General features: G+C 44.2%; 11 protein-coding genes and 1 pseudogene. 11 read left to right on the plus strand and 1 reads right to left on the minus strand.

The window, feature by feature from the left end; translation table 11 throughout:
• Window positions 1–43 precede the first annotated feature (43 nt).
• From AC23P2_RS25270 to AC23P2_RS25320, 11 genes and pseudogenes are all read left to right on the plus strand, one after another.
• Window positions 44–1,672 (plus strand): carboxylesterase/lipase family protein, encoded by a 1,629-nt coding sequence (locus tag AC23P2_RS25270; RefSeq protein ID WP_487775770.1) that lies wholly within the window; start codon window positions 44–46, stop codon window positions 1,670–1,672.
• 125 nt (window positions 1,673–1,797) lie between these two features.
• Window positions 1,798–3,318: a carboxylesterase/lipase family protein gene (locus AC23P2_RS25275; protein WP_487775771.1), complete on the plus strand. Its 1,521-nt coding sequence runs from the start codon at window positions 1,798–1,800 to the stop codon at window positions 3,316–3,318.
• 44 nt (window positions 3,319–3,362) lie between these two features.
• Window positions 3,363–3,533, plus strand: a complete 171-nt coding sequence (locus AC23P2_RS25280) for a hypothetical protein (RefSeq protein WP_487775772.1) — start codon at window positions 3,363–3,365, stop codon at window positions 3,531–3,533.
• Between the two features lie 35 nt (window positions 3,534–3,568).
• Window positions 3,569–5,176: a carboxylesterase/lipase family protein gene (locus AC23P2_RS25285; protein WP_487775773.1), complete on the plus strand. Its 1,608-nt coding sequence runs from the start codon at window positions 3,569–3,571 to the stop codon at window positions 5,174–5,176.
• 92 nt (window positions 5,177–5,268) lie between these two features.
• Entirely contained in the window at window positions 5,269–6,459 is a 1,191-nt protein-coding gene (locus AC23P2_RS25290; RefSeq protein WP_487775774.1) for an esterase, read from the plus strand.
• 87 nt (window positions 6,460–6,546) lie between these two features.
• On the plus strand, window positions 6,547–7,554 hold the full coding sequence (locus AC23P2_RS25295; protein WP_487775775.1) for a sugar phosphate isomerase/epimerase family protein: 1,008 nt from the start codon (window positions 6,547–6,549) through the stop codon (window positions 7,552–7,554).
• A gap of 81 nt (window positions 7,555–7,635) precedes the next feature.
• The gene (locus AC23P2_RS25300) at window positions 7,636–8,661 is read left to right on the plus strand and encodes an alpha/beta hydrolase (RefSeq protein WP_487775776.1); all 1,026 of its coding nucleotides are present in this window, start codon (window positions 7,636–7,638) and stop codon (window positions 8,659–8,661) included.
• Window positions 8,662–8,674: 13 nt separating this feature from the next.
• On the plus strand, window positions 8,675–10,300 hold the full coding sequence (locus tag AC23P2_RS25305; protein ID WP_487775777.1) for a sulfatase family protein: 1,626 nt from the start codon (window positions 8,675–8,677) through the stop codon (window positions 10,298–10,300).
• Between the two features lie 378 nt (window positions 10,301–10,678).
• Complete coding sequence (locus AC23P2_RS25310; RefSeq protein WP_487775778.1) at window positions 10,679–11,974, plus strand: CitMHS family transporter; 1,296 nt, start codon at window positions 10,679–10,681, stop codon at window positions 11,972–11,974.
• A gap of 246 nt (window positions 11,975–12,220) precedes the next feature.
• Window positions 12,221–13,609: pseudogene (locus tag AC23P2_RS25315) on the plus strand (acyclic terpene utilization AtuA family protein); the annotation flags it as partial.
• A gap of 150 nt (window positions 13,610–13,759) precedes the next feature.
• On the plus strand, window positions 13,760–14,053 hold the full coding sequence (locus tag AC23P2_RS25320) for an AtuA-related protein (protein WP_487775829.1): 294 nt from the start codon (window positions 13,760–13,762) through the stop codon (window positions 14,051–14,053).
• 6 nt (window positions 14,054–14,059) lie between these two features.
• Here the strand turns inward: AC23P2_RS25320 and AC23P2_RS25325 are convergent, their stop codons facing one another.
• A complete protein-coding gene (locus tag AC23P2_RS25325; protein ID WP_487775779.1) occupies window positions 14,060–15,250 on the minus strand; it encodes an MFS transporter in 1,191 nt (396 codons plus the stop codon).
• Between the last annotated feature and the right edge of the window lie 4 nt (window positions 15,251–15,254).

Here is a 15,254-nt window from a genome sequence, read left to right on the forward strand (position 1 = left end):
TATTGTCGCATAATGAGACAATAAATAAATTTAATCAAAGTTTATGAAGAAATTAGTCTATTTGTTAGGACTTTTCTTAGCTACCCAAATGTCCACCGAAGCTCAAAATAACGCATTTTCGGTGCAAACAACCGTTGAAAATGGCGTCATTGAAGGGAATTATGATACAAAAACGGGTATTCAAACCTATTTTGGCGTACCTTTTGCCAAACCTCCCGTTGGCGAACTACGTTGGAAAGCCCCTCAGCCCGCCGACAATTGGAAAGGAGTAAAACAAACCAAACAATTTAGTGCTCGTCCGATGCAAACCGTTGTGTTTGGCGACATGAATTCCCGCTCAAATGGCGTCAGCGAGGACTGTTTGTACCTTAATGTATGGACACCTGCCAAACGTAACACCAAAGATTTACCCGTTCTGGTTTACTTTTATGGCGGCGGCAATGTAGCTGGTGATGCCTCAGAACCACGCTACGACGGCGAAAGCATGGCTAAAAAGGGCGTTGTGGTAGTCACTTGCAACTACCGCTTGAATATTTTTGGGTTTTTAACCCATCCCGAGCTCACCGCCGAAGCGCCTTACAAAGCTTCTGGTAATTATGGAATGCTTGACCAAGCTGCCGCCCTCAAATGGGTTCAAAAAAACATAGCAGCCTTTGGTGGCGACCCGAAAAAAGTAACGATTGCGGGCGAATCGGCTGGTTCAATTGGCGTAAGTTGCCAGATGGCCTCTCCCCTGTCGAGAAATTTGATTGCAGGAGCCATTGGTGAAAGTGGTGCAGGTATCAACCCAACAATGGCACCCGTACCGCTGGCAGAAGGTGAAAAGCAAGGCGTTGAGTTTTTGCTAAAAGCTGGGATAAAATCCATCAAAGAATTGAGAGGAATGTCAACGCGTGAGATTTACGAAATTTATAACGAATCTCGCCGCTTCGGATTTCCAATTGTAATTGATAACTACTTCTTAACCAAAACATTACCTCAGGTTTTTGCGGCCAAAGAACAAGCGCAAGTGCCCCTCTTGGTCGGTTGGAACTCTGCCGAAATTCCAGGACAAGCTTTTATGCAAGGACAACCCTATAAAGAAGAAAACTACGTAGCACGCGTCAAAAAAGAGTATCCTACTGATTTTGAGGAAGTTTTAAAATTATATCCTCACGGCTCAGAAAAAGAAATTGAGCTTTCCGCAACGGCCCTAGCTGCCGACCGATTCATTTCTTACAGCACTTGGAAATGGTTTGATTTGCACCGCAACAACAGTTCACAACCAGTTTATCGCTATTTATACAGCAAACTTCGCCCTGATTTGGTGGACAAATCACTGGCATCTGGGTTAGCTGGTGGTACAGTTAGAGCCGACGCCAACGCGCCTAAACCTCCCAAAGCCGTAGGTGCACCACACGCTTGTGAAATTGAATACGCAATGGGCAACCTTCACCTAGTGAAAGAATATGCTTGGACTGCCGATGATTTTAAAGTATCGGATACGATGCTGAATTACTTTACCAATTTTGTCAAAACAGGAAATCCAAACGGGGATAAGCTGCCCAATTGGAAAGCCGCGAAGGCGGGAGAAAGCACACCGCCCGTGATGATTTTGGATGTTGAGTCTCGTACCGAAAGTGCCAAAGACGATGCCCGCTATTTGTTTCTTGACAAATCGTATAAAAACTAACCTATCTATACTTGGTTGAGTTTACGGTCAGACGATAGTCAGACCGTAAACTCGCCTTCATTTTTTTATTTATCAATCAAAAACCTCGCTTGTCCTCATTACCAAAGTGAAAAACTATACGAAAAATGAAAAAGCTCATTTTATTCATCACGCTTCACTTATCACTCATCTCTATTCTTAGAGGACAACTTATCGTTCAAACCATCAACGGTAAAGTGGAAGGTTACGCCAAAGAAAATCTACGTATATACAAAAGCGTTCCTTTTGCTTCGCCCCCTATCGGTGACTTGCGCTGGAAAGCCCCTCAACCCGTAAAAAATTGGACAGGTGTAAAAAAATGTACCGAATTTTCGGCAAGTCCGATTCAAAATAAACCTCAGCCTTTTTACTGTTGGTCTGAAGAGTTTATTGCCAAACCTGAGCCCTTAAGTGAGGATTGTTTGTACCTGAATGTGTGGACACCCGCCACATCAAAAGCAGAAAAGCTACCCGTTTTTGTTTGGATTTATGGCGGCGGCTTAAACAGTGGTTCGGCCAATTGCGACATTTATAACGGTGAAGAAATGGCTAAGAAAGGCATTGTTTTTGTCAGCATTAATTACCGCGTAGGTGTACTGGGTTTTATGGCTCACCCCGCCCTAACCAAAGAATCGGGCTACCAAGCTTCGGGGAACTATGGGTTTTTAGACCAAATCGCGGCACTTAAATGGATTCAACAAAACATTATAAATTTTGGAGGGAATCCTGCCAATGTCACCATTGCAGGCCAATCGGCAGGTGCATTTAGTGTGAATGCCCTGATTGCATCTCCTTTGGCCAAAGGCTTATTCCACAAAGCCATCCCACAAAGTGGCGGATTGTTGTCGAACCGTTTAAGTCAAAACCTTACCGATGCGGAAAAACAGGGGGTTAAGTTTATGGAAAAAGCCAAGTGCAGTTCCCTCGCCGAATTGCGCAGTAAATCAGCAGACGAACTTCAAAAATTGAGCAACGCCCAAGATGCAGGGCGGTTTGGGGTAACAATGGACGGATACGTCTTGCCCACAGATATTTTGACCCACTTTAAAAACGGCAAACACAACCAAGTACCATTACTTACAGGCTGGGTAACAGGCGACGGCAGTTTTCTAGGTGAAAACAAAACCACCTTGGAGGAATATCAAAAAGAAGCGCAAACCAAATACGGTGACAAAGCCGCTGAATACTTACGCATTTTTCCCGCTACTACCAATGATGAAGTAAAGTCAATCAAACAAAAACAAACTTTGCTGGGCTTTGCCGCAATGCCTTCGCACTTATTGGCAACTTATACCGACAAACCAAGCTATCTGTATCAGTTCAGCCACGTTCCACCCGACAAACCTAATTTCCCTAATTATGGCGCTTTTCACACTTCCGAAGTTCCGTATGCCTTACATACGTTACATACCTGGAACCGCCCTTGGAAAGCAGAAGACAAAGATTTAGAGCACATTATGTCGTCTTATTGGGTCAATTTTGCCAAAACAGGCAACCCGAATGGCAAGGGACTTCCTGAGTGGAAAGCCTATGACAAAGCCACGGGCAATATTCTTGTGTTGGACAACAAAACCTATTCGCAGCAAGGCTTGTTTAAACGCGAATTTGACTTTTTAGAAGCAAATTAGCGTAGCTTTGGTAGTATAAAAACACTACTCTCAACAACCAAACGGTGGTGGTCAAAAATGGGGAGATTGCTGCAATGGGTACAAAAGTTGTTTACGCAAAAGACGCGCTTGTAAAAGATATAAGGGCTGTGGGTGAGGTAGAAGGGGTAATGCTCGATGGCAAATGGCTCTCCAAAGAGGAAATTAAAAGCACTTTGAAAAAATTAGAAAAATAACCATTCAAACACCTATCAAAACACATTTTTAAAACATGAAAAAACTGGTTGTATCTTGCGCTGTTGCGCTCGCCTGCACCATGAATAGTGCTTTTGCTCAAGTACAAACGGGCGAAAACGTAGCCGTAACCAATACAGATGCTGGTAAAGTTAGGGGCTATATTCACAATGGCATTTTTACGTATAAGGGAATACCGTATGCCGAAGCAAAACGTTTTGAAGCCCCTCAAAAACCAAAGCCTTGGAGCAATGTACGAAGCTCGATGACCTACGGCCCCGTTGCACCGCTGATGGACCCCACAACTTCGGTGATGGACGAGCCCGAGTTCGTTTTTAACCATAGTTGGGGCTATACAAGTGAAGATTGTATGCGCATCAATGTTTGGTCTCCAGGCATCAACGACGGCAAAAAACGCCCTGTGTTGTTCTGGATTCACGGAGGGGGCTTTACGGCAGGTTCATCACAAGAATTACCTTCTTATGACGGCGAAAGCTTGGCTAAAAAAGGCGACGTAGTCATCGTTTCTATCAACCACCGCCTGAATATTTTGGGGTATTTGGATTTGTCGGCTTACGGTGATAAATACAAACAATCGGCCAATTTGAGCGTATTAGACATGAAAGTAGCGCTGGAATGGGTAAAAACAAACATTGCAAACTTCGGTGGTGACCCCAACAACGTCACTATTTTTGGACAGTCGGGCGGGGGTGCTAAAGTAAACACCCTGATGGCCATGCCTTCGGCAAAGGGATTGTTCCATAAAGCTATCAACCAAAGTGGTTCTTTCCGTGCTGCCATGCTCGACAAAAAAACAACCCAAGCCATTGGTGCTGAGGTGTTAAAGGAACTCAACATTTCGGCCGACAAAGTGGATGATGTTCAAAAAGTACCATTCCAAACCTTGAGCGATGCAGGCAAAAGAGCCTTAAAAACCATTGCCGATAAAATGAAAGCTGATGGGAAGCCTGTGATTGGTTTTGGTTTGAGCTGGGGGCCAAGCGTGGACGGAGAGATTCTCCCCTATCAATTGTTCTCAAATGAAGCTTTTGAACTTTCTAAAAATATTCCTTTACTGATTGGCACAACTAAAAATGAGTTTGCCGCATTCCGTGCCGCCCCCGCCAACAGCACTCCTGAGGAAGTATTGGAACTGGTCAAAAAATCGTACGGTGACAAAGCTGATGCGTACATCGCTGCCGCAAAAAAAGCATTCCCCGAAGACACCAAACCCTCGGCAGTTTTGGATATTGACGTGACTTTTCGTCCAGGGGCTGTGTCTCAGGCCAAACAAAAGTCGTCGTTGGCAGGCGGAGCACCTGTGTATATGTTTATGTTTACGTGGCAGTCGCCTGTGATGGACGGAAAATACAAGGCTGTTCACTGTATGGAAATTCCGTTTGTATTCAACAACATCGCTCGCTGCGAAGAAATGACGGGAGGTTTCAAAGACGCTTATGTTTTGGCCGATAAAATGAGCCAATCGTGGATTAATTTCGCCAAAACGGGCAACCCAAATCATGCTGGTCTTCCCAAATGGGATGCTTATACGGCAGAAAAAGGAACGACGATGTTTTTCGACAATAAATGTAGCATTCGATACCACCACGACGAAGAGTTGATGAAGGTCGTTGCACCTCAATAAATTTCATTTACCTATCAAAGTTCAATTCGTTCCGTCACCGTCAGCGGTTTTCAAACTCACTGGCGGTGATATTTAAACTTAATTATCAAAACATGAAAAAATCAATCGTTTTACTTTTTGGCCTACTATTGAGCCATTTAGCTTTTTCACAAGAAGCTCTTTTCAACGCTGCCGACCTCAAGTCGCCTGAAATCAATGCGGATAAAACCGTTACATTTCGCTTTTTTGCCCCAAAAGCCGACTCTGTTTTCGTAACAGGTGATTTTCTGCCTACTATGAAAATCAAATCACGTTTTGGTTTAGTGGATGTTCCAAAACCTGCATTGATGAAAAAAGATGAGAAAGGTGTTTGGACTTTTACTTCCGATGCCCTCGCCCCTGAATTGTATTCGTATTCATTTACGGTGGACGGCCTTCGTAGCATCGACCCCAACAACCCGTTTTTAAACCGTGATGTAGCAACTGTTACCAATATTTTTATTGTGGGAGGCCCACAGGCTGACCTTTACAAAGTAAACGACATCCCACACGGTAGCGTAATCAGACGCTGGTACGACTCACCAGGCTTGGGCATCAACCGCCGACTCACCATTTACACCCCTCCAGGTTATGAAAGCAGCAAAGCCAATTACCCAGTACTTTATTTATTACACGGCGCGGGTGGCGATGAAGAAGCTTGGATAGCACTCGGGCGCACGGCACAAATCATGGACAATCTTATTGCCCAAGGCAAAGCTAAACCAATGATTGTGGTAATGCCAAATGGAAACGCTTCGCAAGATGCTGCCCCTGGCGAAGGAAATACAGGCTTCTACAAACCGCAATTTATGGCTCCTCGTACGATGGAAGGTTCTTATGAAGGTGCCTTCATGGATATTGTAAAATTTGTAGAGCAAAACTACCGCGTAAATGCCAAAAAAGAGAGCAGAGCCATTGCAGGCTTATCCATGGGAGGCTTTCATTCCATGCACATTTCACGGTTTTATCCAAATACGTTTGATTACGTGGGCTTGTTTTCTGCCGCCATTATGCCACGCGAAGATGCTACGGCCAAGGTGTATAGCAACATTGATGAAACCTTGAAAGTACAAAAAGAAAACGGAACCAAGCTCTACTGGATAGCCATTGGCAAAACCGATTTCCTTTACCAAGCCAATGTGGATTTCCGTAAAAAATTAGATGGTATGGGCATGAAATACGAGTATGTGGAATCGGAAGGTGGGCATATTTGGAGAAACTGGCGGGTCTATCTGAGCCAATTTGCTCCGAAATTATTTAATTAATGGGGAATAATAAATCAGGAAAAAACGGATGCGTTTCTCTTTTAGTAGTAATTCAAACCCTCATTATCTATTAAACCCTTATCACCAATGAATACACAAGTATCCCGCCGAAATTTTATGGCAATGGCATCTCTCACTGCGATGGGAGGCCTGTTAAACGTCAATAAAGCATGGGCATTGGCCGACAAACCCAACTCTAAGTTTAAAGGTGTGCAAATTGGCGCCATTACTTACTCATTCCGTAGTATGCCGCATGATGTCGATAAATTGATTCAGTTTTGCATTGACTCCAACCTCAGTGCCATCGAATTGATGGGCGATTCGGTGGAAGAATATGCTGGAAAACCAAAATCGCCGATTGACATGGCGCAGCTTTTCCGTAATGCGCGCCCTGGCCAACGCCCTCAGCTGACCGACGAACAAAAAGCCCAAATGGCCGAATATAACAAACAAGTGGCTGAATGGCGGAGCACAGTTTCGATGGATAAATTCAAAGAAGTTCGTAAGAAATTTGACAAAGCGGGCATCTCTATTTACGCTTTCAAACCCAACGCCTTTAGCCCAACAAATACCGATGGCGAGGTAGAATACGGCATGAAAGTGGCCAAAGTGCTCGGGGCAACTTCGGTAACGTTGGAGCTTCCGACCGATCCAAAACAAACCCAACGTTTGGGTGACTTAGGGGCAAAAAACAAGATGTATGTAGGCTACCACAATCACACCCAAGCCACTGATACACTGTGGGATAACGCACTGAGTCAGTCGCCTTACAACTCAATTAATTTTGACTGTGGCCACTACTTGGCGGCGGGTGGTAAAAACACCAAAGAAGCGTTGATGGCCTTCATCGAAAACAAACACGACCGTATTTCGACCATGCACTTAAAAGACCGCACTACGCCCGAACACGGCGCGGGCAACTTGGTTTGGGGCACGGGCGACACACCTATTCGTGAGATTTTGTTGATGATTCGCGATCGCAAATACAAATTCCCCGTTTCGGTAGAGCTTGAGTACCAAATTCCCGAAGGTTCGGACGCCGTCAAAGAAGTAGCGAAATGCGTAGCTTTTGCTAAGAACATTTTGATGAGTTAAGGCTCTTTTTTATCATGCCGACCAACCCAACCCTCCCGAAAGTTCAAAACTTTCGGGAGGGTATTTTTTCCAACTAACCCGATGAAAAAACTTTTATTTTTACTCCTGATCTTTATTTCCCCCTTTGGGGGCAGGGGGGCTTTTTGTCAAGGCAAAGTTGTCAGCTTTGTACTCAACTCCAAAGCCCTGCAAAACACGGGTGGCGAAGACCCCAACCGAAAAGTATCCGTTTATCTTCCGTTCAACTACGACGGTTCTACACAGCGTTATCCCGTCATTTACTATTTGCACGGGTTTATGGGAAAAGACAACATTTTTCCTCAAATGCAGGCCATCCTCGACGAAGGCATCAAACGTAACAAAATCAAGCCTTTCATTTTTGTGCAAGCTGACCATTACACACTTTACGAGGGCAGCTTCTATTCAAACTCTTCATTAACAGGAAATTGGGACGAATTTGAATCCAAAGAACTCGTCGAATACGTGGACAAAAACTTCCGTACCCTTGCCACTCGCGAGAGTCGGGGTATTGCGGGGCATTCGATGGGGGGCTACGGTGCGTTCAAAATTGGCATGTTGCATCCAGAGGTATTTAGCAGTATTTATGCGTTGAGTCCTGGGTTGTTGGCAATGGTCAAAGAATTTGGCCCCAATAGCCCGTCTTTTAAAGAGGTTCAAAATGTAAAAACAAAAGAAGATTTAAAGAAAACCTATTACCCCAAAGTATTGGTGGCCGTAGCGCGTGCGTGGTCGCCCAACCCAAATAATCCGCCGTTTTATTGCGATTTTCCGTTTAGCTATGAAGGCGATAAAATGATTGTAAATCAAGCGATTTTGGAAAAATGGGAGGCTAACATGCCTGTTTATATGGTCAATAAATATGCTGATAATTTACGAAAAATGACCGCTATCAAATTGGATTGGGGACGAAATGATTCTCCCCGTTTTCCTGTTCAAATCGGAATGTTGAGCCAGCGTTTAGAGAATCTGGGGATTAATCACTTTTCTGAAGAATACATCGGCGATCACGGCAACAAAATCTGGACAACCGACGGGCGCGTTTTGAACGATTTACTGCCCTTTTTTAATGATTATTTGAAATTTTGATTAACCAATATTTATGAAAAAAATCACCATTTCTATCACTGCCGTAGCCATAATTGCTATTGGTATGTTTTCGTTCAAGCAGGCTACCAAGAAAACCCAAGCGGGTCGTCGTCCTAACATTGTCTTTATCATGTCAGACGACCATGCCTATCAGGCGATTTCGGCCTATAGTAATCGCCTCACCCAAACGCCCAACATCGACCGCATAGCTAAAGAAGGGATGCTTTTTAGCAATGCTTGCGTCACCAACTCCATTTGTGCACCATCGAGGGCAGTGATTTTGACGGGAAAACACAGTCATTTAAACGGAAAAATTGACAATAATTTTCCATTTGACACCACCAATATGACCTTTCCTCAGCTTCTTCAAGCGAATGGCTACGAGACGGCGATGTTCGGGAAATTACACTTTGGGAACAGCCCCAAAGGATTCGATGAATTTAAAATCTTACCTGACCAAGGGGATTATTATAACCCTGATTTTATTACCAAAAAAGAAGGCAGAAAGAAAATCATGGGCTATGTCACGGACATCATTACGGACTTGACACTCAACTGGCTGGGCAAAGAAAGAAACAAAGAAAAACCATTTTTCTTGGCCTATTTACACAAAGCCCCTCACCGTGAATGGTTGCCTGCTGAGCGTCACTTTAAGGAGTTTATCAATAAAAAATTCCCTGAACCCGCTACACTTTTTGACAATTACGAAGGGCGCGGAAGTGCCTCAAAGCAAGCCGAAATGAACCTGCTAACCCACATGAACTGGGCAGGTGATTCCAAAATCAAGCCCGAAAATATGGATAAATTGGGCATCAAGGAATCACATCCCTACGATAAACGCAATTATGACTACACCGTTGGCCGTATGAATGCTGAACAGCGCAAGGTGTGGGATGCTACTTACGACAAAATGAACGAAGAGTTTATCAAGAATTATCCCAAAATGAACGATACCGACAAAATGAAATGGCGGTATCAGCGCTACATGCAAGATTATTTGGGCTGTATCGCTTCGGTTGATGAAGGGGTTGGTAAAGTGTTAGACTTCTTGAAAGAGAATGGCTTAGAAGAAAATACGATTGTTGTTTATACCTCCGACCAAGGTTTTTATTTGGGCGAACATGGCTGGTTTGACAAGCGCTTTATTTTTGATGAATCGTTCAAAACACCTTTGTTGATTAAGTGGCCTGGGGTAATCAAAGCGGGGTCAAAAAACTCGCAAATGGTTCAAAATCTGGACTATGCTCAAACATTTTTGGAAGCTGCGGGGGTGAAACCACCTGACGACATGCAAGGAGAAAGTTTGATTCCAATTTTTAAAGGACAAGGAAAAAATTTCAGGGATGCGGCTTATTACCATTATTACGAATATCCAGGGATTCACATGGTAAAACGCCACTACGGAATTGTAACCGAAAAATACAAATTAGTGCATTTCTATCATGATGTTGATGAATGGGAATTGTATGACCGTACTAACGACAAAAACGAACTCAAGAACGTCTATAACGACCCTAAATACGCCAAAATAAAGGCAGAAATGCACAAAAAATTGGCTGCACTCCGCGTCAAATACAAGGACTCGGAGGCACTGGATAAGATGTACATTGAAAAATATAAACAGTTGAAGAGAGGTTGATTTGAAGTATTTAATCAAAAGTTTTTGAGGACTTCAAAGCAGCCTCGGTAGAGGCGCAACCTTTGTAGTAGCAGGAGATTATTTTTAATTTTTGCTTCGGAGAAGCATAACAAAGCAACAGGTTATGCTTCTCCGAAGCAAAAAAGATTCAAACTTTATGAACGAATTTTTCTTCTACAAAGGTTACGCTTCGCCGAAGCGATATAAACTACTAATACACTAAAATTTACGCACAATTACTTAATAGACTGGATATCTAATGCTCAAACCCCACGCCTTTAGCCCCAGCCTAAAGGCGTGGGGTTTGGGGAGACTCAATTCACTATAAAGTATTATCTTGTTTTACGCATTTACTTAATTAAAAACTCCTAATTATCAATGCTTTCCCTCCTCGGCTTTGCTACAATTCTTGTTTTTTTGGTGCTAATTATGACCAAAAAGCTCTCGGTGATAACGGCCTTGGTGATTACGCCCGTTGTTTTTGGACTCTTGGCTGGTTTTAGTCCCAAAGAACTCGGCGATTTTGCCTTGGCAGGTATCAAACAAGTGGCACCGACGGGGGTTTTATTGATGTTTGCGGTGTTATACTTTGCTACCATGCTTGACGCAGGGCTTTTTGACCCCGTCATTGCGGCTATCATCAAATCGGTGAAAGGCGACCCGCTCAAAGTAATCATCGGAACGGCGATTCTAACCATGATTGTCCACCTCGACGGCGACGGTACAGCTACGTTTATGATTGTGTTGTCGGCGTTTTTACCCATTTACAAACGGCTGAAAATCAACCGAAAAATTTTGGCAAGCATCGTAGCACTGAGTGTCGGCCCCTTGCATTTGGTTCCGTGGTCAGGGACATCAGCGCGGGCGATTTCTACGTTAAAGAGTGATGCGGTTCACATCTTCAACCCCAACATTCCAGCCATTGTAGCGGGTATTGTTTGGGTACTTTTTGTGGCTTACTTTTTTGGTCAAAAAGAAAGAAAACGATTGGGTATCATTGAGTTTGAATACAATCACAAAGACAATTTAAACACAGAACAGCATCAACTTCGCCGCCCCAATCTCCTCATTATCAACGCCATTTTGACCATCACACTCATTATTGCGTTGACTAAAGGATGGCTTCCCGCTCCCGTTTTATTTGTGATTGCGAGCATGATTGCGCTGCTCGTCAATTACCCCAAACTCGCAGACCAACAAAAGGTCATCAAAAGCCACGGTACCAATATTTTTTTGGTTTCGAGTATGATTTTTGCCGCTGGCATCTTTTCGGGAATCCTTACAGGAGCGAAAATGATTGACGCCATGGCCAATTCATTGGTGGCGCTCATTCCGCAGCAGCACGCCAGTTGGCTACCTACCCTGACCGCGCTCACGAGCCTGCCTGCTAGTATTCTGTTTACACCCGATGCTTACTATTTTGGAGTTGTACCCATTTTAAGTCAAACCGCTACCCAATTTGGCATTGACCCACTCGAAATCGGTCGAGCGGCCTTGCTGGGTCAAATGACCGTCGGCTTTCCCATCAGTCCACTCACGGCTTCGACTTTTTTGCTAGTGGGCCTCACTGAGGTGGATTTAGGTGAACACCAACGGCACACGTTTTTCTGGGCGTGGGGCACTACGATTGTGATGACGATTATGGCGCTTTTGACGGGTTCAATTCATTGGTAATCATGGAAAAATTTCAACATAAATACCGTATCGCGTCGGCACCGTTTCATCTATCATTGGTTCCTATAAATCCGCCGTCACAAAACATTGTAATCGCCTGAAACTAACCGATAACGATGGCGTAGTGTTTGGCTGGCAATCCAGATTCCATGATCATATTATCCGAAATGACGCCGAATACCAGCGAATCAATGATTACATTGAAAATAATCCTAACAATTGGGACAATGACAAATTTCACACACAATGAATCACCAAATAAATGATAATATTACCCCCATTGGGGGTTTGGGGGCTATCAGAATCGGCTGTGGGGCAGGGTTTTCGGGCGACAGATTAGAACCAGCCCTCGTATTGGCCGAACAGGGGAATTTAGATTATTTGGTATTGGAATGTTTGGCCGAACGCACGATTGCCCTCGCCCAAAAACGCAAACGCGCTGACTCCAGCAAAGGCTACGACCCGCTGTTAGAACGCCGCATTGAAGGATTATTACCCATTTTAGTTAAAAATAGCATTCGCCTCATAACAAACATGGGAGCGGCTAACCCCATTGATGGGGCAAAAAAAATCATCGAAATAGCCAGCAAACAAGGCATTTCAGTCAAAGTAGCCGCCGTTATCGGAGACGAATTAAGTGATAAGTTAGTAGAGATGAGTGATGCGATTTTTAAATTTAATAATGAGGATTTTGCCATCACGCTCATCTCTAATCACTCCTCACTCAGCACTTCTCCTCTCATTTCTGCCAATGCGTACATGGGCGTGGAAGGCATTTTAGAAGCATTACAGTCTGATGCACAAATCATTATTACGGGAAGAGTAGCCGACCCTTCGTTGTTTTTAGCCCCCATGATTCACGAATTTAGCTGGGCTACCGACGATTATAATTTACTGGGGCAAGGTACAGTAGTTGGGCATTTGTTAGAATGTGCGGGGCAAATAACAGGCGGATATTTTGCCGACCCAACCACCAAACCAGTAACCAACATGGACACCTTGGGTCATCCCTTTGCCGATGTTTTTGCAGACGGCACGGCCATCATTAGCAAAGTAGCAGGTACAGGTGGTGTTGTCAATTTGGCAACGGTCAAAGAGCAATTATTGTACGAAGTCGTCAACCCTTATGCCTACCTTACGCCCGATGTGTCAGCTAATTTTACGACGGTACAATTGGAAGAAATTGCTACCAACCAAGTCAAAGTATGGGGTGGCACTGGCCAAGAAAAACCGTCAACGCTCAAAGTAAGTGTGGGTTATCAGGCGGGTTTTCTGGGAGAAGGTGAAATCTCATACGCGGGTGCAAATGCACTCGCAAGGGCGCAGTTGGCAGGCGAGACCCTCGAAAAAAGACTAAAAGCTGATTTTCCCGATTTGCGAACCGACTACGTCGGTGTTTCGGCCATTCATCGAACTGCTTTTAACCATCAAATCGAGCCTTATGAAGTGCGATTACGCCTAGCTGCCAACGCCGAAACCGCTCAAAAAGCAGCTATCATCGGCGAGGAAGTAGAAGCCCTTTACACCAATGGCCCAGCAGGCGGCGGTGGTGCCAGAAAGTACGTCACCGAACTCGTCGGCATTGTTTCGGTTTTGGTGGATAGAAAAAAAGTGAATCCAGAAGTGACACTATTCAACCCCCTAACGGTAACGTCAGGCCGCCCCAAAGAGGAAGTGAAAGACAGGATACAAATAGATTATAATTCACTTATTTATTCTTCACTTAGTCAAAAAACGTCTGAACAGGCTATTGCTACGAAAGTTCCCCCATTGGGGGTTAGGGGGCTGTACCAAATCGCCCACAGCCGTGCAGGTGACAAAGGCAATACCTCTACCCTTTCCTTGATTCCATACGATGTGAAAGATTATGAACTTTTGTGTCAAAAAATAACGGTAGAAAGGTTAAAAGAGCATTTAAAAGACATCGTTTCGGGTGAAATTGTGCGGTACGAACTGCCCAATATTTCAGCGTTGTTATTTGTATGTCAAGATGCCTTATTGACGGGCGTAACTACGTCGTTGGCTTTAGACACCCACGGAAAAGCATTGAGTTATGCGTTGCTAGAAATGGAGATTTAATGCTGTTTATTTCATTCTGAACAATACCACAAACGCCGACAGAGCGGTCAACATGCCAATACTAAAGATTGACATCGTTAGTCCAAAGTAATCAGCAATTACCCCCGTCAGTAATGCCCCAACGGCATACCCCATGTCGCGCCAAAATCGAAAAATACCCAAACTTTCGGCACGCTGAACGGGGGGCGTGCAGTCAGCAATAGCGCTCAAAAAAGTGGGATAAACCAAGGCTGTTCCAAACCCTAAAGCTGTCCCAATCAGCGCGTAATACGTAAAAGTATTTGCCCAAATAAGTCCAATAATCCCCAGAGCCTGCAACAACATTCCCCAAAATAACAAGCCTTTTTTGGAGTAAATATCAGACAATCGACCTGTAACCAATTGAGTAAGCCCCCAAACCGACGGATAAATCGCCGTCAAAATACCAATTTGGGCAGAAGTGAATTGTTTGGACAAAAGTAATAACGGCAAAAGCCCCCAAATCATGCCATCATTTAGGTTATTAACAAGCCCCGCTTGCGTCACTGCACTCAGTGAATTATGTCGAAGAGTCGTATCCCAAAATGGACTTGCCAAGAGGGGGATAACACTTGCTTTGTTCTCAACAGAAACATGTTGGCGGGTATCTTTGACAAAAAATACGCTTAATAACAGCCCTACGATGGCGAATCCTATTCCCAAATAAAACGGATACGGCCTCACTCCGTAATGACTGCCGATGTAGCCCGTCAAAAAAGCCACAACACCCACCGATAAGTACCCCGCAAATTCGTTGATACCCACCGCGAGCCCACGGTTTTTGTCTCCTACAAGATCGATTTTCATCATCACAGCCGTGCTCCACGTCAATCCCTGATTGACCCCCAACAACACATTGGCAGTCACAATCCACGACCAATTAGGAGCATAAATCAATAGAAAAGGAACTGGCAAGGCAAAAAGCCAGCCAATAATCAATAGCTTTTTTCGACCCAATAAATTCGCAAGTTTACCTGTAAAGTAGTTGACAATAGCTTTGGTAAAACCGAAGGTTATGATAAACGATAGAATCGCTGTTTTTGACACAATCCCAAATGCTTGTTCGGCCAATTGTGGCAAAATAGACCGCTCAAGACCTATCATCCCACCCACAAACGCATTGATAATCACCAGCAGTGCAAACTGTTTCCAGTTTTCTTTTAACCCAAGTTGTACCATATTT

It is taken from the genome of Runella sp. R0.1_18, assembly GCF_057652155.1.